The sequence below is a fragment of the Starkeya nomas genome (genome assembly GCF_902703545.1).
Classification (GTDB): domain Bacteria; phylum Pseudomonadota; class Alphaproteobacteria; order Rhizobiales; family Xanthobacteraceae; genus Ancylobacter; species Ancylobacter moscoviensis.
In genome coordinates this window covers 4,133,682-4,160,182 of sequence record NZ_CACSAS010000001.1, presented here as the reverse complement: position 1 = coordinate 4,160,182, position 26,501 = coordinate 4,133,682, and the positions used below count along the sequence as shown (strand labels likewise).

23 protein-coding genes are annotated in these 26,501 nt (G+C 71.2%); 11 read left to right on the top strand and 12 right to left on the bottom strand.

From position 1 onward, the window contains the following. Window positions 1-12 precede the first annotated feature (12 nt). Window positions 13-2,295, bottom strand: coding sequence for a pseudouridine synthase (locus STARVERO_RS19630; protein ID WP_159600961.1), 2,283 nt, complete (start codon window positions 2,293-2,295; stop codon window positions 13-15). A 255-nt stretch (window positions 2,296-2,550) separates the two neighbouring features. Here STARVERO_RS19630 and STARVERO_RS19625 point away from each other — a divergent pair, with 255 nt between their 5' ends. After that, window positions 2,551-2,994: a nucleoside deaminase gene (locus tag STARVERO_RS19625; protein WP_159601922.1), complete on the top strand. Its 444-nt coding sequence runs from the start codon at window positions 2,551-2,553 to the stop codon at window positions 2,992-2,994. Window positions 2,995-3,004: 10 nt separating this feature from the next. Here the strand turns inward: STARVERO_RS19625 and STARVERO_RS19620 are convergent, their stop codons facing one another. The 8 genes from STARVERO_RS19620 to STARVERO_RS19585 all read right to left on the bottom strand — a co-directional run bounded on the left by STARVERO_RS19620 (window position 3,005) and on the right by STARVERO_RS19585 (window position 11,110). Then, on the bottom strand, window positions 3,005-3,931 hold the full coding sequence (locus tag STARVERO_RS19620) for a patatin-like phospholipase family protein (protein WP_159600959.1): 927 nt from the start codon (window positions 3,929-3,931) through the stop codon (window positions 3,005-3,007). Window positions 3,932-4,061: 130 nt separating this feature from the next. Continuing rightward, window positions 4,062-5,327: a phosphoribosylamine--glycine ligase gene (gene purD, locus STARVERO_RS19615; protein WP_159600957.1), complete on the bottom strand. Its 1,266-nt coding sequence runs from the start codon at window positions 5,325-5,327 to the stop codon at window positions 4,062-4,064. Between the two features lie 160 nt (window positions 5,328-5,487). Continuing rightward, a complete protein-coding gene (locus STARVERO_RS19610) occupies window positions 5,488-7,494 on the bottom strand; it encodes a MacB family efflux pump subunit (RefSeq protein WP_159600955.1) in 2,007 nt (668 codons plus the stop codon). 9 nt (window positions 7,495-7,503) lie between these two features. Then, window positions 7,504-8,709, bottom strand: a complete 1,206-nt coding sequence (locus tag STARVERO_RS19605) for an efflux RND transporter periplasmic adaptor subunit (RefSeq protein WP_144341456.1) — start codon at window positions 8,707-8,709, stop codon at window positions 7,504-7,506. Window positions 8,710-8,848: 139 nt separating this feature from the next. Beyond that, entirely contained in the window at window positions 8,849-9,043 is a 195-nt protein-coding gene (locus STARVERO_RS19600; RefSeq protein WP_144341455.1) for a hypothetical protein, read from the bottom strand. Window positions 9,044-9,093: 50 nt separating this feature from the next. Beyond that, on the bottom strand, window positions 9,094-10,002 hold the full coding sequence (locus STARVERO_RS19595) for a S49 family peptidase (protein WP_159600953.1): 909 nt from the start codon (window positions 10,000-10,002) through the stop codon (window positions 9,094-9,096). Window positions 10,003-10,070: 68 nt separating this feature from the next. Next, a complete protein-coding gene (locus STARVERO_RS19590) occupies window positions 10,071-10,874 on the bottom strand; it encodes a tRNA1(Val) (adenine(37)-N6)-methyltransferase (RefSeq protein ID WP_244616832.1) in 804 nt (267 codons plus the stop codon). Between the two features lie 11 nt (window positions 10,875-10,885). After that, window positions 10,886-11,110, bottom strand: a complete 225-nt coding sequence (locus STARVERO_RS19585) for a putative signal transducing protein (protein WP_144341452.1) — start codon at window positions 11,108-11,110, stop codon at window positions 10,886-10,888. A 185-nt stretch (window positions 11,111-11,295) separates the two neighbouring features. Here STARVERO_RS19585 and STARVERO_RS19580 point away from each other — a divergent pair, with 185 nt between their 5' ends. After that, a complete protein-coding gene (locus tag STARVERO_RS19580) occupies window positions 11,296-12,318 on the top strand; it encodes a polyprenyl synthetase family protein (protein WP_186291815.1) in 1,023 nt (340 codons plus the stop codon). A gap of 19 nt (window positions 12,319-12,337) precedes the next feature. Here the strand turns inward: STARVERO_RS19580 and STARVERO_RS19575 are convergent, their stop codons facing one another. Beyond that, the gene (locus STARVERO_RS19575) at window positions 12,338-12,661 is read right to left on the bottom strand and encodes a YnfA family protein (RefSeq protein WP_159600949.1); all 324 of its coding nucleotides are present in this window, start codon (window positions 12,659-12,661) and stop codon (window positions 12,338-12,340) included. Between the two features lie 8 nt (window positions 12,662-12,669). Then, the gene (locus tag STARVERO_RS19570; RefSeq protein ID WP_159600947.1) at window positions 12,670-13,578 is read right to left on the bottom strand and encodes a 4-(cytidine 5'-diphospho)-2-C-methyl-D-erythritol kinase; all 909 of its coding nucleotides are present in this window, start codon (window positions 13,576-13,578) and stop codon (window positions 12,670-12,672) included. Between the two features lie 235 nt (window positions 13,579-13,813). On the opposite strand from STARVERO_RS19570, the gene rimP reads away from it, so the two are divergent. The 9 genes from rimP to mbfA all read left to right on the top strand — a co-directional run bounded on the left by rimP (window position 13,814) and on the right by mbfA (window position 25,476). Continuing rightward, window positions 13,814-14,620: a ribosome maturation factor RimP gene (gene rimP / locus STARVERO_RS19565; RefSeq protein ID WP_159600945.1), complete on the top strand. Its 807-nt coding sequence runs from the start codon at window positions 13,814-13,816 to the stop codon at window positions 14,618-14,620. 12 nt (window positions 14,621-14,632) lie between these two features. Then, window positions 14,633-16,246 (top strand): transcription termination factor NusA, encoded by a 1,614-nt coding sequence (nusA, locus tag STARVERO_RS19560; RefSeq protein ID WP_144341448.1) that lies wholly within the window; start codon window positions 14,633-14,635, stop codon window positions 16,244-16,246. A 46-nt stretch (window positions 16,247-16,292) separates the two neighbouring features. Beyond that, window positions 16,293-16,982: an RNA-binding protein gene (locus STARVERO_RS19555; RefSeq protein ID WP_244616831.1), complete on the top strand. Its 690-nt coding sequence runs from the start codon at window positions 16,293-16,295 to the stop codon at window positions 16,980-16,982. 66 nt (window positions 16,983-17,048) lie between these two features. Continuing rightward, complete coding sequence (gene infB, locus STARVERO_RS19550) at window positions 17,049-19,790, top strand: translation initiation factor IF-2 (RefSeq protein ID WP_144341446.1); 2,742 nt, start codon at window positions 17,049-17,051, stop codon at window positions 19,788-19,790. A gap of 156 nt (window positions 19,791-19,946) precedes the next feature. Continuing rightward, window positions 19,947-20,372 carry a 30S ribosome-binding factor RbfA gene (gene rbfA / locus STARVERO_RS19545; protein WP_159600943.1) on the top strand — a complete coding sequence of 142 codons (426 nt, stop codon included), beginning with the start codon at window positions 19,947-19,949 and terminating at the stop codon, window positions 20,370-20,372. Next, a complete protein-coding gene (gene truB, locus STARVERO_RS19540; RefSeq protein ID WP_159600941.1) occupies window positions 20,369-21,373 on the top strand; it encodes a tRNA pseudouridine(55) synthase TruB in 1,005 nt (334 codons plus the stop codon). The genes rbfA and truB overlap by 4 nt, the downstream gene beginning before the upstream one ends. Window positions 21,374-21,680: 307 nt before the next feature. After that, the gene (gene rpsO, locus STARVERO_RS19535) at window positions 21,681-21,950 is read left to right on the top strand and encodes a 30S ribosomal protein S15 (RefSeq protein ID WP_159600939.1); all 270 of its coding nucleotides are present in this window, start codon (window positions 21,681-21,683) and stop codon (window positions 21,948-21,950) included. Window positions 21,951-22,190: 240 nt separating this feature from the next. Further along, window positions 22,191-24,347 (top strand): polyribonucleotide nucleotidyltransferase, encoded by a 2,157-nt coding sequence (gene pnp, locus STARVERO_RS19530; protein ID WP_144341442.1) that lies wholly within the window; start codon window positions 22,191-22,193, stop codon window positions 24,345-24,347. A gap of 172 nt (window positions 24,348-24,519) precedes the next feature. After that, a complete protein-coding gene (gene mbfA, locus STARVERO_RS19525; RefSeq protein WP_144341441.1) occupies window positions 24,520-25,476 on the top strand; it encodes an iron exporter MbfA in 957 nt (318 codons plus the stop codon). Window positions 25,477-25,487: 11 nt separating this feature from the next. On the opposite strand, the gene STARVERO_RS19520 is transcribed toward mbfA, so the two are convergent. Continuing rightward, complete coding sequence (locus tag STARVERO_RS19520; RefSeq protein WP_159600937.1) at window positions 25,488-26,477, bottom strand: asparaginase; 990 nt, start codon at window positions 26,475-26,477, stop codon at window positions 25,488-25,490. Window positions 26,478-26,501 lie beyond the last annotated feature (24 nt).

The following is a 26,501-nucleotide window of genomic DNA, read 5'->3' as shown; positions in this document are numbered from 1 at the left end:
GCTCAGGCGTCCTCAGCCGCGCGGAGCGCGAGGCGGACGCCCGCCGGGCTTGCTCCCCGGCTTTCCGCCGGTCGGCCGGCCACCCGCCGGCTTGCCGCCGCCGGGACGACCACCCGGCTTGTCGCCGAACTTGCCGCCGGACTTGAATCCGCCGGGCTTGCTCCCGCGCGAGGGGCGCTCGCCGCCCGGCCGGTCGCCAAAGCTCTTGTTGCCGAAACTCTTGTTGTCGAAGCTCTTGCCCGGCCCGCCGGGACGACGCGGCCGCTCGCCCGCCTCGCCACCGAAGGACTTCTGACCGAACGACCGGCCTTCGGGCCGATCGAAACGCCGTCCGCCTTCCGGCCGCTCGCCACGCGGCGCGCGATCCTCACGCGGACGGTCCTCGCGCGGGCGATCCTCGCGCGAACGGAAGGGACTGTCGCCCTCGGGACGCTCGCGACGTGGGCCGCGATCGCCTTCCGGACGCGGACCCCGCTCGCGGAACGGACGCTCGGCACGCTCAACGCGGGGACGGAAATCGCCATCCGCCCGCTCGCGGCGCGGGCGCTCGCCGAACGGACGCTCCGGACGCTCCGCCCGGTCGGGACGGGCGCGGAAGGGTCGCTCCTCGCCCTCGCGACGCGGGCGGAAATTGCGCTCGCCCTCGGGGCGTTCACGGCGCGGGCCACGCTCCTCGCGCCCGCCCTCGTCGGAACGCGGGGAACGGAAACGCGACTGCTCGGACTTCACCCGGCCGCTATAGGGCCGGTCACTGCCCTCGCCGCGGAAGGTGCGCCCGCCCTCGGGCCGCTCGCGGCGCGGGGCGCGATCGCCCTCGGGACGCGGGCCCCGTTCGCGGAAGGGACGCTCGGCGCGGGGACGGAAATCGCCCTCTCCTTCCTCGCGGCGCGGACGCTCGCGGAAAGGACGCTCGGGACGCTCCGCCCGGTCGTCGCGTACCCGGAAGGGGCGCTCGCCGCCGCCCTCGCGCTCCTCGCGCGGATAGGTCGGACGCTCGCTGCGGCTGCGGAACGGACGCTCGCCCGCATCGTCGTCGCGCTCGCCGCGCGGTCGCGCGGGGCGCGGGCCGCCGACCTTGCGGTCCCGGCTGGTCGCGGCGCGGGCCGGTCGGGAACGCTCCTCATGGGCACGCTCCTCGCGCCCGCCCTCGTCCCCGAAGGGGCGCTCGGGCCGGCGACGGAAGGTGCGCTCGCCGCCCCGTTCCTCGGCGCGGCGCGGGCGCTCGTCGTCACGACGCGGGCGGCGCGCCGGGCGCTCCTCCTCCGGCTCGGTCTCGGTCGAGCGCACGCGCTGCACCAGCACCTTGCGGCCCTTGCGGTCGGCGACGATGCCGGCCGTCACTTCCCGGCCCTCGCCCGGCTCGGCGTCGATCGGCCGGCGGCGGTGGCGGTCCTCGGCGCCTTCCGCCGCGGCATAACGGGCCTTGGCGGCGCGCCGGGGCGCCTCGTCCTCGCCATGGTTGAAGAGCGGGCCTTCGAAATCGGCTCCGGCGGCAGCGGCCAGCGCCTCGCCGAGCTGATCGGCCAGCACGCGGGTGCGCACTTCCTCCACCTCGCCCTGCGGCAGCTCGCCGAGCTGGAACGGGCCGTAGGAGAGGCGGATCAGCCGGTTCACGTCGAGCCCGAGCGAGCCGAGGACGTTGCGCACCTCGCGGTTCTTGCCCTCGCGCAGCGCCAGCGTCAGCCAGGAATTGGCGCCCTGCACGCGGTCGAGCTTCGCCTCGATCGGCCCGTAATGCACGCCGTCCACCGTGACGCCGGCGATCAGCGCGTCGAGCTTGTCCTGGGTGATGTCGCCCTTGGCGCGCACCCGGTAGCGACGCAGCCAGCCGGTTTCCGGCAGCTCCAGCACGCGCGAGAGCCCGCCGTCATTGGTGAGCAGGATCAGCCCCTCGGTGTTGAGGTCGAGCCGGCCGACGGAAACCAGGCGCGGCAGGCCGCCGGGCAGGATCTCGAACAGCGTCGGCCGTCCCTCGGGGTCGTAATTGGTCGTCACCACGCCCTTGGGCTTGTGGTAGAGGAACAGCCGCGTGCGCTCCTTGTCGGGCAGCGGCGCGCCATCCACGGTGATCTTGTCCTCGCCCGTCACGGTGCGGGCGGGGCTTTCCAGGATCTCGCCATTGACCGCCACGCGGCCGGCGAGGATCCATTCCTCGATCTCGCGGCGCGAGCCGAGCCCGGCGCGGGCGATGACCTTGGCGACGCGCTCGGCCTCGCGCGGCTCGGCCGGCGCCAGGGTGCGGGGGGCGCGCGGAACGCGGTTGTGGTCCTTGCGGGGCGGCGGGTTTTTCGGCATGGGGATTCGATCTGGTCTCGAGGCGGCGGTACGAGAGCCCGTTCCGATCAGATTGCATGTGCGATCTGATCGGCAAAACGGTCTCGTTATCATGGAGATGGAGACGGATTTACCGATCAGGTTGTTTCAACCTGATCGGATCCGGCTCTAGCATGTCCTGCGGGATGAAGCGAGCTTTTGGCGAGTAGGGCTTTGACGACGAACAATTCGGGCGATGGAGCCGGTTCCGGGGCCGCGCGGGCGCGCACCGACTTCATGCTGCTGGCGCTGGCGGAAGCGGCCAAGGCCGGGGCGCGCGGCGAGGTGCCGGTCGGCGCGGTGCTGGTGCGAAACGGCACCGCGCTCGCCGCCGAGGGCAACCGCATGCGCGAGCTCGCCGATCCCACCGCCCATGCGGAAATGATGGTGATCCGCGCCGCCGCCTCGGTGCTCGGCAACGATCGGCTCGCCGAATGCGACCTCTACGTCACGCTGGAGCCCTGCACCATGTGCGCCGGCGCCATCTCCTTCGCCCGGCTCCGGCGGGTCTATTACGGCGCGTCCGACCCCAAGGGCGGCGCGATCGAGAGCGGAGTGCGCTTCTTCGCCCAGCCGACCTGCCACCACAAGCCGGAGACCTATGGCGGCCTCGGCGAGCGCGAATCGGCCGAGCTGCTCCGCGAGTTCTTCGCCGAGCGCCGCTGGCCGGGACGGCTCTAGCGGACAGGATTCAGCCGAGCACGACCTCCAGCCGGCGCTTCACCTCGTCCTTCACCGGCTCGGCCGCCTTCAGGATGGCAGCGGCGCGGAAGAAGTCGAGCACCCGGAAATCATTCACGTTCGGCCGGATCAATATGTCCGGCGCGCCCGCCTTCAGCTTCTCGCCGACGATCGAGCTCGCCATGATCTGCAACGTCGCGAACATGGCGTCGAAGGGCGCCGGGACACCGCGCGCCTCGCCGCCATGGCCGCCGGTGATGTCGACCGCGATAACGATATCGGCCCGGGTCCGCAGCAGGTCGAAGGGCAGCGGGTTCACCGCGCCGCCATCGACCAGCGTGTGCCCGCCATGCTGCACGGCGCGGATCAGCCCGGGTATGGCGAGCGAGGCCGCCACCGCCGGGCGGATCGGCCCGCGCTCGAAGGTCCGCTCGCAGCGCTCCCAGTAATCGGTCGCCACCACCTGCAGCGGGATCGACAGTTCCTCGAAGGTCTCCGGCACCGCCTCCGGCAGGAAACCCTCGATCAGCCGCTCGGCGTCGACCAGCACCGGGTTTCCCAGCCCGCCGAAAAGGTCCTTGATGCGCCCGACGCGGGCGGCCAGCAGGCGGCGCATCACCTCGCCGCGATTGCGCAGCGTGTGGGTGACGAGATGGCGGATGTCGCGCGCCGGCATGCCGGCCGCATAGACCGCCGCGAACATCGCGCCGATGGAGGCCCCCGCCATGGCGGTAGGCCGGAGACCGAGATCGTCCAGCGCTTCCAGCACGAGGATGTGCGACAGGCCGCGCGCGCCCCCCGAGCCCAGCGCGACGGCGAGGCTGGGATGATGCGCGACATGCAGTGTCGGTTCCGGCGGCGCAGCCAGGGTGGGCGGCGGGGCGTCATCGTGCGGCGCGGGCTCGCCGCGCCGCCGTCCTGTGGTGGAATCGTCCATGGCTTCGCCCGATGCCGCATCAGCACGGCATTTGTTTGATAATGGGCGTACGGCGCTGCCACCGCCAGTGCGCGGCGCGCGAAAAAGCCGGATAAATCGGTACTGCGAGACCTCCCGGGAGGCGCTGCGGCTACTCGCCCAGAGCCCGCCAGGCGATGTCGCGGCGGCAGAAGCCCTCCGGCCAGTCGATGCGGGCAATGGCGTCATAGGCGCGCTCGCGTGCCTCGGCGACATTGCCGCCCACCGCCGTGACGTTGAGCACGCGCCCGCCGGCGGCGACGATGGCGTCGCCCGCCCGGCTGGTGCCGGCGTGGAACACCTTCACGCCGGGAATGGTCTCGGCCGCCTCCAGCCCGCCGATGCGCGAGCCCTTCTCGTAGGCGCCGGGATAGCCCTTCGTCGCCATTACGACGGAGATGGCGGCGTCGGGCTTCAGCGGCACCGGCTGGTCCTCCAGCTGCCCGGTGGCGACGGCATGGAGCAGCGGCAGCAGGTCGCCCTCCATGCGCATCATCAGCACCTGGCACTCGGGATCGCCGAAACGGACGTTGTACTCGATCAGCTTGGGCCCCTCGGCGGTGATCATCAGCCCGGCGAACAGCACGCCGCGATAGGGGCTGGCCGCGTCGGCGAGCGCCCGCGCCGTCGGCTTGACGATCTCGTGCAGGGTGCGCCGCTCCATCTCGGCGGTGAAGACCGGGGCGGGCGAATAGGCGCCCATGCCGCCGGTGTTCGGGCCCTGGTCGCCGTCGAAGGCGCGCTTGTGGTCCTGCGCGGAGCCGAAGGACAGCACCGTCTCGCCGTCGACGAGGCAGAAGAACGAGACCTCCTCGCCTTCAAGGAATTCCTCGATCAGGATCTCCGTCCCCGCCCCGCCCATGGCGAACACCTCGTCGATGCCGGCGAGCGCCTCCTCCAGCGTCATCGCCACGATGACGCCCTTGCCGGCCATCAGCCCGTCGGCCTTGAGCACGATGGGCGCGCCGTGCCGCTGCACGAAGGCGCGGGCGGCGCCCGCCTCGGTGAAGCGGCCGAAGGCGGCGGTGGGGATGTCGTGGGCCTTGCACAGCTCCTTGGTGAAGAGCTTGGAACCCTCGAGCTGCGCCGCCACCCGGCGCGGGCCGAAGACCGCGATGCCCTCGGCGATCAGCCGATCGGCGATGCCGTCCACCAGCGGCGCCTCGGGGCCGACGACCACGAGGTCGATCTTCTCGGCCTGGCAGATGGCGACGATGGCGTCGTGGTCCTCCAGCGGAATGCTGCCGAAGCAGTTGGCGTATTCGGCGATGCCCGGATTGCCCGGCAGCGCGAAGAAGGCGCCCATCAGGGCGCTCTGCGCCAGCTTCCAGGCGAGCGCATGCTCGCGGCCACCCGAGCCGAGCAGAAGTACGTTCATGCGCCAACCCTCGTCATGCGGCATTCCCAACCGGCCGCCATCCCGGCGTTCCGCCTAAACGTTCGGGCCGCGAGGGGCAAGGGGCTGCCTGCCGCGAGTCGCCATGGCCGGGCTTGCCCCCGGGGACAACGGGGCCAAACTGGCACGCGGCGGCGGAGGCCTATTCGTAGGCCAGCGCCACCACCGGATCGAGCCCCGCCGCCTTGCGCGCCGGCAGGTAGCCGAAGACGAGGCCGGTGAGGAAGGCGCAGCCGAAGGCCACCAGCGGCGGCATCAGCGACAGCACGATGGTGACGCCCATCGCCTCCAGCCCCAGCGCCGCGGCGAGGCCCAGCCCGACGCCGACCGCCCCGCCGACCGAGCACACCACCAGCGCCTCGGTGTTGAACTGCAGCATGATGTTGCTCATGCGCGCGCCGGTCGCCATGCGGATGCCGATCTCGCGCGTGCGCTCGGTCACGCTCACCAGCATGATGTTCATCACCCCGATGCCGGCCACCAGCAGCGAGATGGCGGCGACGCAGCCCAGAACCAGCGTGAGCGTGTTCTGCGTCTCCATCGCCGTCTCCAGGAACTGCGCGGTGTTGCGCACCTGGAAGTCCTCGGCCTGGTGCCGCTCGGCAATGATGCGGGTGATGGCGCTCTCGACCTTCGGGATGTCGCCGGCATCCGCCACCTTCACGGTGATGGAATTGAGGAACTGCCGCCCGAACACCCGCACGAAGCCCGTCGACAGCGGCACCAGCGCCATGTCGTCCTGATCCTGCCCGAAGGCGTTGGCGCCGCGCGGCGAGAGCACGCCGATCACCTCGTAGGGCACGTTCTTCACCAGCACGTGCCGGCCGATCGGGTCGTCCTCGCCGAACAGGTTGCGCGCCACGGTCTGGCCCAGCACCACCACCGGCGCATAGGCCCGCACATCGGCGTTGGTGAACATCACGCCCCGCGCGATCTGCCAGTCGCGGGCGGCGAGATAGTCCGGCGTCGTGCCGCTGACCGAGGTGAAATAGTCCTCCGAGCCGTAGCGCATCGTGTAGCGGCCGGAGCGTTCCGGCGCGATGGCGCTCACGCCCGGTATGGCGGCGAGCGCGTCGGCGTCCTCCGGCAGCAGCGTGGCGTTGTCGCCGGAGGAGCGGATGCCGGCGGCGCCGGGCCGCACGATCAGGAGGTTGGTGCCGATCTGCGAGATGCGCTCCAGCACGCTCTGCTTGCCGCCGTCGCCCACCGCCAGCATGGTGATGACCGAGGCGACGCCGATGACGATGCCAAGCAGCGTCAGCGCGGTGCGGAAGATGTTGGCGTGCATCGAGGCGAAGGCCATGCGCACCGCCTCCGCCAGATCGGGCAGGAAGCGCGCCAGCCCGCCGCGCCGGGCGGGGCCGGAGGCCGGCATCGGCGCGCGGGCGGGCTCGCTCTCGTGCCGCTCGTCGGCGACGATGCGCCCGTCCTGGAAGCGCACGATGCGCCGGGCATGCGCCGCCACGTCCGGATCGTGGGTGATCAGGATAACCGTGTGCCCCTCGGCGTTCAGCTCGGAGAGCAGCGCCAGGACGTCCTCGCCCGAGCGCGTGTCGAGCGCGCCGGTCGGCTCGTCGGCGAGGATCACCGGCGCGGCGTTCATCAGCGCGCGCGAGATCGAGACGCGCTGCTGCTGGCCGCCGGAAAGCTGGCTGGGGCGATGCTCGCTGCGCTCCCCGAGCCCGAGCCGGGCGAGCAGGAGATGGGCGCGCTCGACCCGCTCCTCCTTCGGGGTGCCGGCATAGATGGCGGGAATCTCGACATTCTCGGCGGCGGTGAGGCTCGGCAGCAGGTTGTAGCGCTGGAACACGAAGCCGAAGGTCGAGCAGCGCAGCTCGGCCAGCGCGTCGGCGTCGAGATCGGCGACGTCCACTCCGTCCACCCGGTAGGTGCCGGAGGAGGCGCGGTCGAGGCAGCCGACGATGTTCATCAGCGTCGACTTGCCCGAGCCCGACTGGCCCATGATGGCGACGAACTCACCCGGATGTATGGCGAGCGACACCCGGTCCAGCGCGCGCACCACGGTCTCGCCGTTGGGGTAGATGCGGCTGACGTCGACGAGCTCGATGATCGGGCGCGTGCCGGCGCCGGGGGCGGCATGCGCCGCAGCCGGGACGGCCTCGTCGGTACGCGGGGCGACCTCGCTCATCGGCCCGCCTCAGCCGAGGCGCGGGGGCATGCGGGGCCGGTCCGTGCCGGGACGCGGCCCGGCGGCCGGCGCACCCGAACCGATGATGACGGTGTCGCCGGGCTGAAGTCCCTCGATCACCTGCGTCACGCTGCGGTTCGACAGGCCGGTCTTGATGACCCGGTCCTGCGGCCCCTTGTCGGTGACCACGCGCACACTTTGTGTGCCGTCGCGCGCGGTGCGCACCGCCGGCGTCGGCACCAGCGGCACGCCCTTGGCCTCGCCGAGGCGGAAGAAGACCTGCGCCGTCATGTCGGTCATCAGCGTCAGGTCCTCGTTCGGCACGTCGATCAGCACATTGTAGAGCACCACGTCGTTGACGATGGTCGGCGTCGGCTCGATCTGCCGCACCTGCCCGCGCCAGCGCCGGTCCGGCAGGCCGAGGGTGGAGAAATAGGCCGGCGTGCCCACCGTGATCTTCGGAATGTCGCCCTCCGCCACCTGCGCGGTGACGGTCATGGTCTGCAGGTCGGCGATGCGCAGCACGATGGGCGCGGACTGGTTGGCGTTCAGCGTGCCGCCCTCGCGGGCGGTGATCGACACCACCGTGCCGTCGATCGGCGCGTAGATCTTGGTGTAGCCGAGATTGGCGAGGTCGCCCTCCAGCGTTGCCTGCGTCTGGGCGATCTGCGCCTTGAGCGCGTCGATCTTGGCCTCGCTGATGCGCTCGGTCGCCTCCGCCGCGTCGGCGGCATCCTTGCTGCCGGACTGGTTCTTCAGGAGCTGCTGGGCCCGCTCGTTGCGCAGCCTGTCGAGGGTAAGCTGCGCCTCGGCCTGCGCGAGCTGGGCGCGCAGATTGTCGAGGCTGGCGCGGTCGCCGGCGACGCGGGTCTGGTAAACGGTGGGATCGATCTCGGCGAGCAGGTCGTCCTTCTTCACGACATCGCCGACATCGGGACGGATGGTGCGCAGCTGGCCGGAGACCTGCGTGCCGACATCGACATAGGTCTTGGGCTGCATCTTGGCGATGGCGGTGACGCTGGTCTCGATGTCGCCGGTCTCGACCCGGGCGGTCTGGAGGACCGGCGCTGCCTCCTGCGTGTTCCCGCCATAGGTGTAGTAGGCGGCGCCCGCGGCGAGCAGCGCGACGGCGAGCACGAGCGGCCAGCGCCGACGACGTGCCGGGGAACCCGCCTTGCCTTCCATCGTCCAGTCGCTATCCGCCCTCTGCAGCATCGTCGTGTCCCATCAGCCTTCCCCTTCAAGGGGATAAGGCCGGACCTGCGGTGCACAAAGTGAATTCGCGGTAATGATGGGCCCGACCGTCAGCTTGGAACGGTTCGAGCCGCGACGCCGTGTGGAACGGGCGTCCCGCTCAGGAATCGCTCGGCCGGTACTCGCCGGACGCCGGATCGCGGCGCAGCGTGCCGCGGCGGTCGCCCTGCGTCGCCTCCTCGACGCGGCGCTGCGCGTCGAGCTCGGCGTTCACGCGGCGGGACTCGCGGGCCAGTATCCTCACCAGGGCGGCGGCGCCGAGGGCGCCGAGGGCAAGCACGAAGACGGGCGGCATGTCGGGTGTCCGAATGGTCTCGGGTGTTGGAAGCCTCGCGGAACGGGCGCTCAGAGCCCGAAGCGGCTCCATAATGCGCGTTCCTCTGCGGCGGAAATGAGGGTTTCCGCCGCGCCCGCGCCGATGCCGGAACCAAGCCCGGCTCCCGCGTCGCCGCCGATCCCCATCACCCCGGGCGAGCGGCGGCCGAACAGGCCGGGCCGGGTCTCGATCAGCGGGGTCAGCACCTTGTCGCCGTACCGGGCGCGCAGGAAGGAGCGCAGGTCGCCGATCGAATCGACGAGGCCGAGGCCCTGCGCCTGCGGCGCCGACCAGAATTCGCCGGAGAACAGCGTCGTCTCGTCCGCATCCAGCACGTCGCCGCGCCGCTCCTTCACCAGCGAGGCGAAGGCGGCATGGATCTCCTGCTGCAGCGCCTTCAGCCGCTCCACATCCTCCGGCTTCTCCGGCTGGAACGGGTCGAGCATCACCTTGCGCTCGCCGGCGGTGTAGACGCGCCGGTCGATGCCGAGCTTCTCCAGCGCGCGGGGAAAGCCGAAGCCGGCGCTCACCACGCCGATGGAGCCGACGATGGAGAACACATCGGCGACGATCTCGTCGGCGGCGCAGGCGAGCATGTAGCCGCCCGAGGCCGCGACATCCTCCACGAAGGCGATGACCGGAAGCTTCTTCTCCTCCGCCAGCGCGCGGATGCGCTTGTAGACGAGGTGCGACTGCGCCGGCGCGCCGCCGGGCGAGTTGATCACCAGCGCCACCGCCCTGGCGCCCTTCACCGCGAAAGCGCGCTCCAGCGCCTTGGCGGTGTTGGCGAAGGTGATGCCGGGGCGGAACGGCGTGGACATGCCGATGGCGCCGACGAGCCGCACCACCGGCACGACCGGCGTATCCCCACGCAGGGCGGCGGGCAGGACGGGATCGAGGCGGCGGCGGAGACCGGCGAGGAAGGATGAGTTTGCCATGGGCTGAAAATAGGGTGCGGTACGGGGCCACTCAAGCGCATCGCGCGCTGAAGGCGATCACCCCGGCGTCAGATCGCCTCGCCCCGCCGCAGCAGGCGCTCGGCCACCGCGCTCGGGCGGCCGGCGCCGTCGGACAGCACGAGGCCCGGCAGCAGCGCTGGCGGGGTGCGCCGCCCCTTGACGGCACCGATCAGCACGCGGTTCGCCGGAGCGTCCGGCAACGGATGCACCGGGCGGATCGTCACGGCACCGAAACGCCCCTTCATGGCTGCCAGCAATGCCTCGATGGCTTCCGGCCGGTGGATCAGCGCCAGCCGCCCACCCGCCTCCAGCAGCCGTTCGGCGGCGCGCAGCCACGTCTCGGCATCGGCATCGGCCACGCTGTGCGCCAGCGCCCGCCCGGCATGCGGCGAGGCGCGGTGGCGGGCGGGATCGTTGAAGGGCGGGTTCATCAGCACCAGGCCGGCGCTTCCCGCCGCCGGCCGCTCGGGACCGGACGGGCGCCCCAGACGGGCGATGTCGGCCACCACCACCTTCACCCGCGCCGCGATGTCCGGCTGCTGGCGCGCCGCGTTGCGCGCGGCCAGGGCGGCGGTCGGCGGATCGATCTCGACCAGCGTCACCTCGGCCTTGTCCGCCCGCACCGCGAAGGCGAGGCCGGCCGCCCCCACCCCGGCGCCGAGATCGACGGCGCGGCGGGCGTCGGCGGGGGCGCTCGCCGCCAGCAGCATGGCGTCGTGCCCGGCGCGGTGGCCGCGCGGCGGCTGCAGCAGGCGCAGCCGGCCGCCGAGGAAGGCGTCGTCGGTCAGCGCCTCATCGGGAGGAATATCGACCGCCGCGCTTTCGGAGACCGGCACCTCGTGCGTCTCCACGCCCGCGCCCCTCATTCGGTGACGAGCGCGGCGCCGAAGCCCGCCTCGTTCAGCAGGGCGCGGGCGCGCACGAACAGAGCGTCCTCGACCAGCAGCCGGCGCGGCAGCAGGCCGATCGAGCCTTCCAGCACGCTCATGTGCTGGTCGAGCACGAGATGGTCGATCCCGGCACTGTCGAGCAGGGCCTCGACGGCGGAGATCAACACGACGTCATTGGTGCGGAGGAGTTCGCGCATGGGGCCATGATGGCACGATCGGCACAAAAGCGCAGGTCCGGCACGCTCCGGTGCGTTTCCCCCACGCCGCGATTGCGCTATTGCGGGAGGCGCCCCCGGTCGGGGCCCGGCATGCGCCTCGGCACTTGCCGTCGCCGCCGGGGGCTCAATATGGTGCTCGCGCTTCGTCAACCGGAACGTATCTCGTGGCCGTTGCTTTGCCTTTCGATCCCGCCGCCGATGTCGCCGCCGAGCCCTCCATCGAGGGCATCGTCACGCTCGTCCGCGCCGACATGGAGCGCGTCAACGCGCTGATCCTGTCGCGCACGGGCTCCGACGTGACGATGATTCCGGAGGTCGCGCAGCATCTCATCTCCTCCGGCGGCAAGCGGCTGCGGCCCATGCTCACCCTCGCCACCGCCGCGCTCACCGCCTATGAGGGCGACGGCGCGGTGAAGCTCGCCGCCTCGGTCGAGTTCATGCACACGGCGACGCTGCTGCACGACGACGTCGTCGACGACAGCGAGATGCGCCGGGGCAAGCTCGCCGCCCGCATGCTGTGGGGCAACGAGGCCAGCGTGCTGGTCGGCGACTTCCTGCTCGGCCAGGCGTTCCGCATGATGATCGAGGTCGGCAACATGCGCGCGCTCGACATCCTGTCGACCGCTGCCGTGGTGATCGCCGAGGGCGAGGTCGCCCAGCTCGCCGCCGCCAAGAACATCGCCACCGACGAGGACGCCTATCTCGCGGTCATCCGCGGCAAGACCGCCGAGCTGTTCGCCGCCGCCTGCGAGGTCGGGCCGGTGCTCGCCGGCCGGCCGGAGGCCGAGCAGGCCGCCTGCCGCGCCTATGGCATGAATCTCGGCATCGCCTTCCAGCTCGTCGACGACGCGCTCGATTATGGCGGCTCGAAAGCGGCGCTGGGCAAGAATGTCGGCGATGATTTCCGCGAGGGGAAGATCACCCTGCCCATCGTGCTGGCGGTCCGGCGCGGCGACGAGGAGGAGCGGGCCTTCTGGCGCCGCTGCCTCGAGGATGGCGCGATCGGCGAGGGCGACCTCGAGCGCGCCATGGCCCTGCTCGACCGGCACGGCGCGCTGGCCGAGACGGTGGAACGCGCCCGCGCCTATGGCGAGGCCGCCAAGCAGGCCATCGCCGGCTTCCCCGCCGGCCCGGCCAGGGCGGCGCTGATCGACGTGGTGGACTTCTGCATTTCGCGCGTGCGGTGAGGCTTTGCGCCGGCGCGCTTCAGCCGCGCGGCCCGAACACCACGATGGCCGCGCCGGCGAGGCACACCGCCCCGCCCATCAGGTCCCAGCGGTCGGGACGAAAGCCCTCCACCGCCCACAGCCACACCAGCGAGGCGGCGACGTAGACGCCGCCATAGGCGGCGAACGCCCGCCCCGCCGCGGCCGCGTCCACCTGCGTCAGCACCGCCCCGAAGGCGACGAGGCTGAGAGCCCCCGGCGCCAGCCACAGCGCGCTCGCGCCGTTGCGCACCACCGCCCAGAAGGCGAAGCATCCGGCGATCTCGAAGAACGCCGCGACGGCGAAGAAAAAGGCAGTGCTCATCTCGCTCCCTATCCCAGCACGGTAGACTTCACCCACCATGTAGGATGGGCGCCAGCGACGATGCGCGCGGCGCCGGCGGCGACGCGGCAATTTTCGTAGAGCGCGAACATGGTCGCGCCCGAGCCGGACATGCGCACGAGTTCCGCGCCCGGGGTCGCCCGCAGCGCCGCCTCCACCTCGTCGAGCACCGGAACGAGGGTCCGGGCCGGGGCTTCGAGGTCGTTCGGCTCGGCACGCAGCCAGTCCAGGAGCGCGCCGCGCGGCGCGCCGGCGGGAAAAGGCGAAGTGACGCCATGGCGGGTTCCCGGCGGAATGGCCAGCGCCCGGAAGATATCGGCGGTCGACACCGGCACGCGCGGATTGACCAGCACCGCGCCGAAGCGCGGCAGGGCGACCGGCGTCAGGCTCTCGCCGCGTCCTTCCATCAGGCAGGAGCGCCCATAGAGGCAGGCCGGCACGTCCGAGCCGGTGGCGAGCGCCGCCCCGGCCAGGCGCGGATCGTCGGCCGCGATCCCGTTCGCCCGCGCCAGCAGCCGCAGCGCGGCGGCCGCGTCCGCCGAGCCGCCGCCGATCCCCGCCGCCACCGGCAGCCGCTTGAGAAGGGTGAAACGGCCGAGCCGCAGCCCCGGCACACGTTCCGCCAGCGCCCGCGCCGCGCGCAGCACCAGATTGTCGGGGTCGGCGGCCAGCGCCCCGGCGCCCGGCCCGTCGAGGTGAAGCGCGAGATCGTCCCCCGGCAGCAGGGCCAGCCGGTCGCCGGTGCCGGCGAAGGCGACGAGGCTCGACAACTCGTGATAGCCGTCCGCCCGCCGGCCGAGCACGCGCAGGGTCAGGTTCACCTTGGCGGGCGCCCGCTCGGCGAGCGCAAGCGTCGGGAACAGGTGCGCGGGCGAGGCGTTGGGCGGGGCGGCGGACATGACGCGCTTATGCGACGGCGCCGACCCGCCTGCAAGCAAGCCGCCGCGAACGAATGGCCCGGACCGGGCGCCGGGAGGGGCCTCCCGCGCCCTCGCTTGCACCGGAAGGCGGTTTGGCTGTATAAGCGGCGCATTCAACGATCTCACAAACGACTTCTGGTCGGTTGAGAGTGGGTTCCGCCGCCGGAGCCCGCTCTTTTTGCATTGCGGACCGCGCGACGGTCCGGCGAGGACGATGAGCGAACACGAAGCCCACGCCAGCGAAACGAACGATCTGCCCAAGTCGGCCCCCGAGACGGGCCGCCTCGACGAGCCGCGCCTCGTGACCGAGGCGGGCCCCGCCGCCCGCGTCGCCGCCATCGTCGGCCCGGTGCTGGGCGGCCTCGGCTTCCGCCTCGTGCGGGTGAAGATCGCCGGCGGCAGCCCGCCGACCCTGCAGATCATGGCCGAGCGCCCCGACGGCACCTTCGGCATCGACGAATGCGAGGCGGCGAGCCGCGCCATCTCGCCGGTGCTCGACGTCGAGGACCCGATCTCCGGCGCCTATAATCTCGAAATGTCGTCGCCCGGCATCGACCGGCCGCTGGTGCGCGTCACCGATTTCGAGCGCTGGGCCGGCCATGACGTGAAGGTCGAGATGGCCGTGCCGGTGGACGGGCGCAAGCGCTTTCGCGGCATCCTCGTCGGCACGCGGGCCGAGGAAGCTCTCGTCCGCCTGCCCGACGCGCCGGCCGAGACGCCCGACACCGTCGCCCTGCCCATCGCCGATATCGGCGAGGCCCGCCTCGTCATGACCGACGCGCTGATCCGCGAGGCCCTGCGCCGCGACAAGGCGCTGCGCGAGGGCGCGGGGATCGACGAGGACGACATCGACACCGCCGATCTCGGCGACGTCGCCTTTGACGAAGACGAGGCCGGCAGCGCGGAAGAAGGCGGCGCCGTCCGCCGCGTGCCGCCCAAGAAGATGCCGATCCGGGGCAAGCCGAAGGGCGCCGCCAAGCCGGTCAAGAAGTCCAACGCCAAACGTAAATCCACGTTTTAAGGAGACGCTCTGATGGCTGTCGTCAGCGCAAACCGGCTCGAACTGCTGCAGATCGCCGATGCGGTCGCGCGCGAGAAATCGATCGACCGGAGCATTGTCATCGCCGCCATGGAAGATGCGATCGCCAAGGCGGCGCGCTCGCGCTACGGCGCCGAGACCGACATCCATGCCGAGATCAACCCGCGCACCGGCGAGCTGCGCCTCGCCCGCCACCTGCTGGTGGTCGACCAGGTCGAGAACCCGGCCGTCGAGATCGACCTCGTCGGCGCCCGCCGGCTGAACCCGGCCGCGCAGGTCGGCGATTCCATCGCGGACACGCTGCCGCCCTTCGATTTCGGCCGCATCGCCGCCCAGTCCGCCAAGCAGGTCATTGTGCAGAAGGTGCGCGAGGCCGAGCGCGACCGTCAGTACGAGGAGTACAAGGACCGCATCGGCGAGATCGTCAACGGCGCGGTCAAGCGCGTGGAATACGGCAACGTGGTCGTCGACCTAGGCCGTGGCGAAGCCTCGCTGCGCCGCGACGAGCTGCTGCCGCGCGAGGTCTTCAAGACCGGCGACCGCATCCGCGCCTATGTCTATGACGTGCGCCGCGAGCAGCGCGGCCCGCAGATCTTCCTCTCGCGCACCCATCCCCAGTTCATGGCGAAGCTGTTCGCGCAGGAAGTGCCGGAAATCTATGACGGCATCGTCGAGATCAAGGCGGTCGCCCGCGACCCCGGCTCGCGCGCCAAGATCGCCGTGACCTCGCGCGATTCCTCGGTCGATCCGGTCGGCGCCTGCGTCGGCATGCGCGGCTCGCGCGTGCAGGCCGTGGTGAACGAGCTGCAGGGCGAGAAGATCGACATCATTCCGTGGTCGCAGGACGTCGCCACCTTCATCGTCAACGCGCTGGCCCCGGCGGAAGTCGTCAAGGTCGTGCTCGACGAGGATCGCGAGCGTATTGAAGTCGTGGTGCCGGATGCCCAACTAAGCCTGGCGATCGGCCGCCGCGGCCAGAACGTGCGCCTCGCCTCCCAGCTCACCGGCTGGGACATCGATATCATGACCGAGGCCGAGGAAAGCGAGCGGCGGCAGAAGGAATTCGCCGAACGCACCAAGATGTTCGCCGAGGCTCTCGACCTCGACGAGATGATGGGCCAGCTCCTCGCCTCCGAAGGCTTCGCCTCGGTCGAGGAAATCGCCTATGTGCCGCTCAACGAGCTCGCGAGCATCGAGGGCTTCGACGAGGACACGGCGCAGGAGCTGCAGAACCGCGCTCTGGCGCATCTGGCCCAGGTCGAGGCCGATCTCGACGCCCGCCGCAAGGAGCTCGGCGTCGAGGACGCGCTGCGCGACGTGCCGGGCGTCACCTCGCCCATGCTGGTGGCGTTCGGCGAGCACGACATCAAGACGGTCGAGGACCTCGCCGGCTGCGCGACCGACGACCTCACCGGCTGGACCGAGCGCAAGGACGGCGAGGTCATCCGCGTCTCCGGCGCGCTGGACGGTTTCGACGTGTCCCGCGAGGACGCCGAGGCGCTGATCATGCAGGCCCGCGTGAAGGCCGGCTGGATCAGCGAGGAAGAACTCGCCGGCCCCGCCGAGGCCGAGGCGGAAGAGACTCCCGCCGACGAGGCGCAGGGCTGAACGGCCCTGGCCTCGCAAGCGGAGAGGTGACGAGGAGCTGGGACCGGTGCAGGACGAGACGGCACTCACCGCGGCGGCGCCCGCCGGCGCCGATGGGGCCGACGAGACCGACGCCGGGCTCACCGATGCGGGGCTTCCCGATGCCCGCCACGCGGTCGCGCGGCAGTGCATCGCCAGCCGGACGGTGAAGCCGGTCGACGAGCTGCTGCGTTTCGTGGTGGCGCCGGACGGCAGCGTGGTGCCGGACCTCCATGCCCGGCTCCCCGGACGGGGCGCCTGGGTGACCGCGAAGCGCTCGGTGCTTGCCGAGGCGCTGAAGAAGAAGGCCTTCGGGCGCGCGTTCCGCGGCAAGGGCCGCGCCGATCCGGCGCTGCCCGAGCTGGTCGGGCAGCTCCTGGAGAAGGATGCGCTCGGCGCGCTCGCCCTGGCCAACAAGGCGGGGCAGGTCGTGGCCGGCAACGCCAAGGTCATCGAGGCGTTGCAGGGCGGGAAGGTTGCCGTGCTCGTGCATGCGGGCGACGCCGCTCCGGACGGGGTGGCCAAGCTCGACGCGCTGGCGCGGCGCATCGGCGAGGCGGCCGGTCGCGAGATCGCCCGCGTCGATGGTCTGTTCGGCGTGCAATTGGACTTGGCGCTTGGGCGGGCAAATGTGGTACATGCTGCGCTGCTCGCGCATCCGACGAGCGCGGGGTTCCTCGCGCGTATGAAAAAGCTCGAAGGCTGGCGTGCGGAATAAGCAGGCTGGCGGACGGAAGTGGCACCTTCCCGCGATGAGGCGGGGAGGTACAGGAACGGATACCGAATGACCGATACGAAGAACCCCGGCGAGAAGACGATGGGCGTTGGACAGGGCGGCAAGACCACCCTCACGCTCAAGCGACCTGTCGAGCAGGGCGTCGTCCGCCAGAGCTTCAGCCACGGACGGTCCAAGTCCGTCGTGGTGGAGAAGGTGAAGCGCCGTGTGCTCGGCCCGGGCGAGAAGCCCGATGCGCCGGCCGCCGCGCCCGCCTCGCCGCCGGCATCCGCTCCGGCCGGCCAGCAGGCGCCGCGCCCCGCACAGACCCAGCCCTCCGGCCGCCCGCCGCTGCGCACGCAGCCCGCGCCGGGCGCCAACACCTCCGGTCCGCGCCCGGCCCCGCAGGGCAACCGTCCCGGCGGCGTGGTGCTGCGCACCCTGACCGAGGAGGAGGCGCGCGCCCGCGCCGCCGCCCTGCAGGATGCCCGCATCCGTGAGGTCGAGGAACGCCGCATCGCCGAGGAAGAGGCCCGCCGCCGCGCCGAGCGCGAGGCGCGCGAGAAGGTCGAGCGCGAGGCCGCCGAGGCCCGTAAGCGCGAGGAAGAGGCCCGCCGCGCCTTCGAGGAGGAGGCCAAGCGCAAGTCCGAGCAGGAGGCCCGCAAGCGCTTCGGCGAGGATGCCCCGGCCCCGGCCGCCGCTCCCTCCGCGAGCGCTCCCGCGCCCCGCGCCGCCCAGCCCTCCAACCCGGCCGCCGCGCCGCGTCCGGAAGTCGGCGCGCCGCGTGTTGCCACCCCGCGCACCCAGACCATGGACGGCGAGGACGACGATCGTCGTCCCGTCCGCCGCGGTCCCGGCGGCGCGCCCGCGCGCCCCGTGACGCCGCCCAAGCCGACCCGTACGCCGGCCGGCGCCGAGAAGAGCCGCGGCCGCCTGACCGTCGTCACCGCCCAGTCCAGCGAAGACGAGCGCCAGCGTTCGGTCGCCTCGTTCCGTCGCCGCACCCAGCGCATGAGCGGCCACCGTCAGGTGGAGGCGAAGGAAAAGATCGCCCGCGAGGTCACGGTCCCGGAGACGATCTCCATCCAGGAGCTCGCCAACCGCATGGCCGAGCGCGCGGTGGACGTCATCCGCCTGCTGATGAAGCAGGGCCAGATGGTGAAGATCACCGACGTGATCGACGCCGACACCGCCCAGCTCATCGCCGAGGAACTCGGCCACACCGTGCGCCGCGTCGCCGAATCCGACGTCGAGGAAGGCCTGTTCGATACGGTCGACACCGCCGAGGATCTGGAGCCGCGTCCGCCGGTCGTGACCATCATGGGCCATGTCGATCACGGCAAGACCTCGCTGCTCGACGCCATCCGCAAGGCCAACGTCGTCTCCGGCGAAGCCGGCGGCATCACCCAGCACATCGGCGCCTATCAGGTGACCTCGCCGCTCGGCGGCAAGATCACCTTCATCGACACGCCCGGCCACGCCGCCTTCACGGCGATGCGTGCCCGCGGCGCCAAGGTGACGGACATTGTGGTGCTGGTGGTGGCGGCCGATGACGGCGTGATGCCGCAGACGGTCGAGGCCATCAATCACGCCCGCGCGGCCAAGGTGCCGCTCATCGTGGCGATCAACAAGATCGACAAGCCCGACGCCAAGCCCGAGCGCGTGCGCACCGAGCTGCTCCAGCACGAGGTGCAGGTCGAAAGCCTCGGCGGCGACACGCTCGAAGTCGAGGTCTCGGCCAAGGCCCAGACCAATCTCGACAAGCTGCTGGAGGCGATCAGCCTGCAGGCGGAAGTGCTCGACCTCAAGGCGAACCCCAACCGCGACGCGGAAGGCACCGTCATCGAGGCCAAGCTCGACCGCGGCCGCGGTCCCGTCGCCACCGTGCTCGTGCAGCGCGGCACGCTGCGGGTCGGCGACATCGTGGTGGCCGGCGCCGAGCTCGGCCGCGTGCGCGCGCTGATCGACGACAAGGGCGCCAACGTCGCCGCCGCCGGGCCGTCCTTCCCGGTCGAGGTGCTCGGCTTCAACGGCACCCCCGAGGCGGGCGACCGCCTCGCCGTGGTCGAGAGCGAAGCCCGCGCCCGCGAGATCACCGACTATCGCCAGCGCCAGAAGCGCGAGAAGGCGGCGGCCCGTTCCGCCACCGTCCGCGGCTCGCTGGAGCAGATGATGAGCCAGGCCAAGACGGCCGGCCGGAAGGAATTCCCGCTCATCATCAAGGGCGACGTGTCCGGCTCGGTCGAGGCGATCATCTCCTCGCTGGAGAAGCTCGGCACCGACGAGGTGCAGGCCCGCATCATCCACTCCGGCGCGGGCGGCGTGAACGAGAGCGACGTGACGCTGGCCGAGACGGCCGGCGCGGCGATCATCGCGTTCAACGTGCGCGCCAACAAGGAAGCACGCGACGCGGCCGAGCGTGCCGGCATCGAAATCCGCTACTACAACATCATCTACGACCTCGTGGATGACGTGAAGGCGGCGATGGGCGGCCTGCTCGCCCCGGTCAACCGCGAGACCATGCTCGGCAACGCACTCATCAAGGAGATCTTCGCGGTCTCCAAGGTGGGCAAGGTGGCCGGCTGCCTCGTCACCGACGGCACCGTCGAGCGCGGCCAGCATGTCCGCCTGATCCGCGACAACGTCGTGATCCACGAGGGCAAGCTCGCCACGCTCAACCGCTTCAAGGATGCGGTCAACGTGGTGCAGGCCGGCCAGGAATGCGGCATGTCCTTCGAGAACTACCAGGACATGCGCGCCGGCGACGTCATCGAGTGCTACCGCGTCGAGGTCGTGCAGCGCACGCTCTGACGACAGCCTCCCTTCGCCGCTTCCCGCACGCGGGGAGCGGCCGCGCCCTCGGCGCAGAAAATCCACGGGGGCGAGCGGTCCAAGCCCGCGCGCTCCGGTCGAAGCCGGCCTCCCCGCCTGCGGTTCGCGGGCGGAGGCCCTGAAGGTTTGTGCATCATGAAGAACAAAGCGAGCTCGGGTTCCGGCCCGAGCCAACGCCAGTTGCGCGTGGGCGAACTGGTGCGCCACGCCCTCGCCGAGATTCTCGCGCGGGGCGACCTGCCCGATCCGGCGCTCTCGCGGGTGATCATCACCGTCCCCGAGGTGCGCATGAGCCCCGACCTGAAGATCGCCACCTGCTACGTCATGCCGCTCGGCGGCAAGGATCCGAAGGCGGCCATCGACGCGCTGGCGACCGACGCCAAGCCGCTGCGCGGCGAGATCGGCCGCCGGGTCGAGCTGAAGTTCGTCCCCGAGCTGCGCTTCCGCATCGACACCTCCTTCGAGGAAGGCGCGCGCATCGACGCGCTGCTGCGCTCGCCGCAGGTGCAGCGCGATCTCGACGGACAGGACGACAACGACAGGCAAGAGGACGAGGAATGAACGCCCCGCTCGCCACGCAATTCCACGCCGCGCAGACCGACGCCGCGCCATCCGATGCGGCCCCCGCCGCCGAGGCGCCGAAGAAGCGCCGCCCCAAGCGCGACATTGACGGCTGGGTGCTGCTCGACAAGCCGATCGGCATGACCTCGACCCAGGCGGTCGGCGCGGTCAAATGGCTGTTCTCGGCCAAGAAGGCCGGCCATGCCGGTACGCTCGACCCGCTCGCCTCCGGCTGCCTGCCGATCGCGCTGGGCGAGGCCACCAAGACCGTCCCCTTCGTCATGGACGGGCGCAAGGTCTACCGCTTCACCGTGCGCTGGGGCATCGAGACCGACACCGACGACAGCGAGGGGCAGGCGGTCGTCACCTCCGAGCTGCGCCCGGCGCGCGAGGCGATCCTCGCCGTGCTGGAGGATTTCCGCGGCGAGATCGAGCAGGTCCCGCCCGCCTTCTCGGCGCTCAAGATCAACGGCGAGCGCGCCTATGACCTCGCCCGCGACGGCGTGGAGGTGCAGCTCGCCGCCCGCACCGTCGTCATCCATTCGCTGGAGCTGATCGAGCAGCCCGACGCCGACCACGCGGTCTTCGAGGCCGAGTGCGGCAAGGGCACCTATGTGCGCTCGCTGGCCCGCGATTTCGGCCGCGCGCTCGGCACCCGCGGGCATATCTCAGCCCTGCGCCGGACCCGCGTCGGCACCTTCGCCGAGGAGGAGCTGATCCCGCTGGCGCGGCTGCGCGAGATGTCCGAGGCGATGGACGACGCCGCTCCCATGCAGGCGCTGCGCCCGGTCGAGATCGGGCTCGACAGCCTGCCCTCGCTGCGCGTCTCGCCGGCCGAGGCCTCCCGCCTCGCCCATGGCCAGCCGATCATCCTGCGCGGAGGCGACGCGCCGATCCTGGAAGGCCCCGTCGCCGTCACCGCCGGCGGCCGGCTCGTCGCGCTCGGCGAGGCGGAGGCCGGCGAAATCCACCCGAAGCGGATATTCCATTCGGGCAAGTGAGTTGGCCGCCGGTCGCCTCGGGCCGGGAGAAGCCGTCAGGGCCGGGCACGTCCCGGCCACCGACGGCTCTTCCGCCCCCGCGCCCCGGCCGGGCCCGCGCACGTGCCGCTAGCCAGACTGGCGTTTTCGTGTATGTTGCGCCCGCGTTGCGGACCTGTGTCCGCGCGACCTGCAGCTATTTGACCGCGCTGGACGACATCCCGGCCCGGCCGAACTGCGGAACCGGCGAAGCGCTCTCCCGACGGCCTCGACAGGCCCGACCCGGACGCGCCGCCATCCACCGACGTCATGACGAAAGGACTTACCGATGTCGATCACTGCCGAGCGCAAGCAGGCGCTCATCAAGGAATACGCCACCAAGTCGGGCGACACCGGTTCGGCGGAAGTGCAGGTCGCGATCCTTACCGAGCGCATCGTGAACCTCACCCAGCATTTCAAGAGCCACGGCAAGGACAACCATTCCCGTCGCGGCCTTCTCAAGCTGGTGTCCCAGCGCCGCGGCCTCCTCGACTATCTCAAGAAGACCGAGGAAGGGCGCTACAAGTCCCTGATCGAGCGGCTGGGCATCCGCCGCTGACGCATCCCGCGAGGCTCGCACGGCGACCGTGCGGGCCTCGCGCTCTTTGAAAGACGGCGCCGGCGGATGGTCCGCGGCGCCGACATCCGCAAGGCGGCGGGCATGGGGCTCGCCGCGACCGATGAGAAGCGGCGCGCCATGGCAGGATCGCCGGAGGCTTGAGCACCCGTCCCGATGGGACGCATCCGAGCCTCTCGCCGTCTTGCCCATGGCTCCCGCTTCGGAAAGCCAGAGACAGACATGTTCGATATTCACCGCGAGGAACTCGACTGGGGCGGGCGCACGCTCGTCCTCGAGACCGGCCGCATGGCGCGTCAGGCCGACGGCGCCGTGCTCGCGACCTATGGCGACACCACCGTGCTCGCCACCGCCGTTTCCGCCAAGGCGCCGAAGCCCGGGCAGGACTTCTTCCCGCTCACCGTCAACTACCAGGAAAAGGCCTACGCGGCCGGCCGCATCCCCGGTGGTTACTTCAAGCGCGAAGGCCGTCCGAGCGAGAAGGAGACGCTGGTCTCCCGCCTGATCGACCGCCCGATCCGCCCGCTCTTCGCCGAGGGCTACAAGAACGACACCCAGGTCGTCATCACCGTGCTGTCGCACGACCTCGAGAACGATCCCGACGTCGTCTCCATGGTCGCCGCTTCCGCCGCCCTCACGCTCTCCGGCGTGCCCTTCATGGGCCCGATCGGCGGCGCCCGCGTCGGCTTCATCGACAATGAGTACGTGCTCAACCCGACCGTCGACGAAGTGAAGGAATCGGCGCTCGACCTCGTGGTCGCCGGCACCGCCGACGCCGTGCTGATGGTCGAGTCCGAGGCCAAGGAGCTGTCCGAGGAAGTGATGCTCGGCGCGGTCATGTTCGGCCACCGCCACTTCCAGCCGGTGATCGACGCCATCATCCGCCTCGCGGAGAAGGCCGCCAAGGAGCCGCGCGAGTTCGCCGCTCCCGACCATTCGGCGCTCGAGGCCGAGCTGCGCGGCCTGATCGAGGCCGACCTGCGCGCCGCCTACAAGATCGCCCGCAAGCAGGACCGCTACGCCGCGGTCGACGCCGCCAAGGCCAAGGCCAAGGCGCACTACGCCGCGCTCGCGGCGGAAGGCCAGGCGGTTCCCGAGGGCCAGACCCTGAGCGAGGTGCTCAAGGAGCTCGAAGCCAAGATCGTCCGCTGGACCATCCTCGACGACGGCGTGCGCATCGACGGCCGCGACACCAAGACCGTCCGCCCGATCGTCTCCGAGGTCGGCGTGCTGCCGCGCGCCCACGGCTCGGCGCTGTTCACCCGCGGCGAGACGCAGGCCCTCGTGGTCGCCACCCTCGGCACCGGCGAGGACGAGCAGTTCATCGACAGCCTGGAAGGCACCTACAAGGAGCGCTTCCTGCTGCACTACAACTTCCCTCCCTTCTCGGTCGGCGAGACCGGCCGCATGGGCTCCCCCGGCCGTCGTGAGATCGGCCACGGCAAGCTCGCCTGGCGCGCCATCCGCCCGATCCTGCCGCCCGCGCACGAGTTCCCCTACACGCTGCGCGCCGTCTCGGAGATCCTGGAGTCGAACGGCTCCTCCTCCATGGCGACCGTCTGCGGCACCTCGCTCGCTTTGATGGATGCCGGCGTGCCGATGCGCCGCCCGGTGGCCGGCATCGCCATGGGCCTCATCCTCGAGGGTGAGAAGTTCGCCGTGCTCTCCGACATCCTCGGCGACGAGGACCACCTCGGCGACATGGACTTCAAGGTGGCCGGCACCGACAAGGGCGTCACCGCCCTGCAGATGGACATCAAGATCGCCGGCATCACCGAGGAGATCATGAAGGTCGCCCTCGGCCAGGCGAAGGATGGCCGCGCCCACATTCTCGGCGAGATGGCCAAGGCGCTCACCGGCGCCCGCAGCGAGCTCGGCGAGCACGCCCCGCGCATCGAGGTGATCCAGATCCCGGTCGACAAGATCCGCGAAGTGATCGGTTCGGGCGGCAAGGTCATCCGCGAGATCGTCGAGAAGACCGGCGCCAAGATCAACATCGAGGACGACGGCACCGTGAAGGTCGCTTCCGCCTCGGGCGAGTCGATCAAGGCGGCGCTGAACTGGATCAAGTCCATCGCTTCCGAGCCGGAAGTCGGCCACATCTACGAGGGCACGGTCGTCAAGGTCGTGGACTTCGGCGCCTTCGTGAACTTCTTCGGCGCCAAGGACGGCCTCGTGCACGTCTCGCAGCTCGCCAAGGAGCGCGTGGCCAAGCCCTCCGACGTCGTCAAGGAAGGCGACAAGGTGAAGGTGAAGCTGCTCGGCTTCGACGAGCGCGGCAAGACCCGGCTGTCGATGAAGGTCGTCGACCAGGAGACCGGCGAGGACCTCGAGGCGAAGGGCAAGGGCGACGAGCCCGAGGCCGGCGCCGCCGAGTGATCGGCCGCATCCTTCCAGGATTGTCGACGGGGCGCCTTCGGGCGCCCCGTTTCGTTTGCGCCGGGCGACGCCGCGCCATTCGCCGCACGCATGGCGGCCGTGACTGTCAGCGGATCGACAGCTTCGGGGCATCAGATTAGATTAGTTCTAATCTGAATTCCGGACATCCTCGATGAAGCGCTTCGACGACCTCACCGAGGCCGAGATTCTCGGCCTCGCCATCTCCAACGAGGAGGAGGATGCGCGCATCTACCTCCAATACGCCGCGCGGCTGAAGGCCGACTACCCCGCGACGGCGGCGATGTTCGAGCGCATGGCGGAGGAGGAGCACGGCCACCGCCACGCGCTGCACGAGCTCTACCGCCGCAAGTTTGGCGGCGAGCTGCCCTACATCACCCGGCAGGACGTGAAGGGCTTCCTCAAGCGCAACCCGCTCTGGCTGCTGGAAACGCTGCGCATCGACGCGGTGCGCCGGCAGGCGGAGATGATGGAGTACGAGGCGCAGCAGTTCTACGTGAAGGCCGCCGAGCGCGCCCGCGACGCCGATACGCGCCGGCTGCTCGCCGACCTCGCCGAGGCGGAAAGCGCGCACGAGACGCTGGCGCAGGAGCTCGGCGGGCGAATCGAGACCAGCGGCGAGAAGGAATCGGAGGAAGCCACCGCCCACCGCATCTTCGTGCTGCAGATCGTCCAGCCCGGCCTCGCCGGCCTCATCGACGGCTCGATCTCGACGCTGGCGCCGATCTTCGCCGCTGCCTTCGCCACGCAGGACAGCTGGGCCGCCTTCCTGGTCGGCCTCGCCGCCTCGATCGGGGCGGGCATCTCCATGGGCCTCACCGAGGGCCTGTCGGACGACGGCGCGATCACCGGCCGCGGCAGCCCGTGGCCGCGCGGCATCGCCTGCGGCGTGATGACCACGCTGGGCGGCCTCGGCCACACCCTGCCCTATCTGATCCCCGATTTCTGGACCGCCACGGCGGTCGCCGGCGTGGTGGTCGCCTTCGAGCTCGCCGCCATCGCCTATATCCGCACCCACTACATGGAGACGCCGTTCACCTCGGCCATCGTGCAGGTGGTGCTGGGCGGCATCCTCGTGCTCGCCACCGGCATCTTCATCGGCAGTTCCTGAGCCGCGCGGGCTCAGCCATAGGCGGCGATGGCGGCGCGGATCGTCTCCGGCTCCCATCCCGCATGCAGCGCGAAGGCGAGCAGCAGCCGGGCCTTCAGGCCGTTCAGCAGCCCCGCCGGGATGACGCCGCGCCCGATCAGGTCGATCTCCGAGCCCGGATAGCCATAGGTACGCTCGAACGCCGGCCCGGCCAGCGTGCGGCTCGCCAGCAGCACCGGCAGCCGCGCGGCGACCTCGCCGACCGCCCCGGCGATGGCGCCGGGCACATGCCCCGCCCCCGCGCCCTCGATGACAAGGCCGGCGAAGCCGAGATCGGGCACCGCCCGCAGCAGCCGCCCGTCATCGCCCATGGCGATCTTGATCAGCGCCACCGGCGGCAACCCGCCCGGCGCGGCCACGAGCGCCGGCGTGGCGGGCGGCACCACGCGGGCGAGGATCCGTGCCCGCCCTTCCGCCACCAGCCCCAGCGGGCCGCCCGTATCGGAGATGAAGGCGGAGGCAAGCGCGGTATGCGCCTTGCGCGCGAAGCGCGCCGCATGGATCTCGTCGTTCAGCACCACGAGCGTGCCCAGCCCCCGCGCGGCGTCGCTGGCGGCGACGAGGGCGGCGGAGAGCAGGTTCGCCGGTCCGTCGGCGCCCGGCTGCTGCGCCCCGCGCATGGCGCCGGTCACCACCACCGGGCGCTCGTCGCGCACCAGCAGGTCGAGGATGAAGGCGGTCTCCTCGATCGTATCGGTACCCTGTATGACCACGGCCCCGTCGAAGCCCGCGTTGAAGGCGGTGCGGATGTCCTGCGCCACCTCGGCGATGTTCTCGGGCGTCAGCGAGACGCTGCCGACCTTCAGCGGCGAGCGCGCCTCGATCTCGGCCACCGCCTCCAGCCCCGGCACCGCCGCCACCAGATCGGCCGCGCCCAGCGTCGGGGTGATACCGCCGGCGGCGGAGGCGGTCATGGTGATGGTGCCGCCGAGCGACAGGACGAGAAGGCGCGGACGCGACATGAGGCAGATCCCTGGGCGAGGCCC

Excerpts from the sequence above, each read along its gene's own strand:
- STARVERO_RS19630 (WP_159600961.1), bottom strand. The coding sequence starts at position 2,295 with ATGCCGAAAAACCCGCCGCCCCGCAAGGACCACAACCGCGTTCCGCGC.
- STARVERO_RS19625 (WP_159601922.1), top strand. The coding sequence starts at position 2,551 with ATGCTGCTGGCGCTGGCGGAAGCGGCCAAGGCCGGGGCGCGCGGCGAG.
- STARVERO_RS19620 (WP_159600959.1), bottom strand. The coding sequence starts at position 3,931 with ATGGACGATTCCACCACAGGACGGCGGCGCGGCGAGCCCGCGCCGCAC.
- purD (WP_159600957.1), bottom strand. The coding sequence starts at position 5,327 with ATGAACGTACTTCTGCTCGGCTCGGGTGGCCGCGAGCATGCGCTCGCC.
- STARVERO_RS19610 (WP_159600955.1), bottom strand. The coding sequence starts at position 7,494 with ATGAGCGAGGTCGCCCCGCGTACCGACGAGGCCGTCCCGGCTGCGGCG.
- STARVERO_RS19605 (WP_144341456.1), bottom strand. The coding sequence starts at position 8,709 with ATGCTGCAGAGGGCGGATAGCGACTGGACGATGGAAGGCAAGGCGGGT.
- STARVERO_RS19600 (WP_144341455.1), bottom strand. The coding sequence starts at position 9,043 with ATGCCGCCCGTCTTCGTGCTTGCCCTCGGCGCCCTCGGCGCCGCCGCC.
- STARVERO_RS19595 (WP_159600953.1), bottom strand. The coding sequence starts at position 10,002 with ATGGCAAACTCATCCTTCCTCGCCGGTCTCCGCCGCCGCCTCGATCCC.
- STARVERO_RS19585 (WP_144341452.1), bottom strand. The coding sequence starts at position 11,110 with ATGCGCGAACTCCTCCGCACCAATGACGTCGTGTTGATCTCCGCCGTC.
- STARVERO_RS19575 (WP_159600949.1), bottom strand. The coding sequence starts at position 12,661 with ATGAGCACTGCCTTTTTCTTCGCCGTCGCGGCGTTCTTCGAGATCGCC.
- STARVERO_RS19570 (WP_159600947.1), bottom strand. The coding sequence starts at position 13,578 with ATGTCCGCCGCCCCGCCCAACGCCTCGCCCGCGCACCTGTTCCCGACG.
- rimP (WP_159600945.1), top strand. The coding sequence starts at position 13,814 with ATGAGCGAACACGAAGCCCACGCCAGCGAAACGAACGATCTGCCCAAG.
- nusA (WP_144341448.1), top strand. The coding sequence starts at position 14,633 with ATGGCTGTCGTCAGCGCAAACCGGCTCGAACTGCTGCAGATCGCCGAT.
- infB (WP_144341446.1), top strand. The coding sequence starts at position 17,049 with ATGACCGATACGAAGAACCCCGGCGAGAAGACGATGGGCGTTGGACAG.
- rbfA (WP_159600943.1), top strand. The coding sequence starts at position 19,947 with ATGAAGAACAAAGCGAGCTCGGGTTCCGGCCCGAGCCAACGCCAGTTG.
- truB (WP_159600941.1), top strand. The coding sequence starts at position 20,369 with ATGAACGCCCCGCTCGCCACGCAATTCCACGCCGCGCAGACCGACGCC.
- rpsO (WP_159600939.1), top strand. The coding sequence starts at position 21,681 with ATGTCGATCACTGCCGAGCGCAAGCAGGCGCTCATCAAGGAATACGCC.
- pnp (WP_144341442.1), top strand. The coding sequence starts at position 22,191 with ATGTTCGATATTCACCGCGAGGAACTCGACTGGGGCGGGCGCACGCTC.
- mbfA (WP_144341441.1), top strand. The coding sequence starts at position 24,520 with ATGAAGCGCTTCGACGACCTCACCGAGGCCGAGATTCTCGGCCTCGCC.
- STARVERO_RS19520 (WP_159600937.1), bottom strand. The coding sequence starts at position 26,477 with ATGTCGCGTCCGCGCCTTCTCGTCCTGTCGCTCGGCGGCACCATCACC.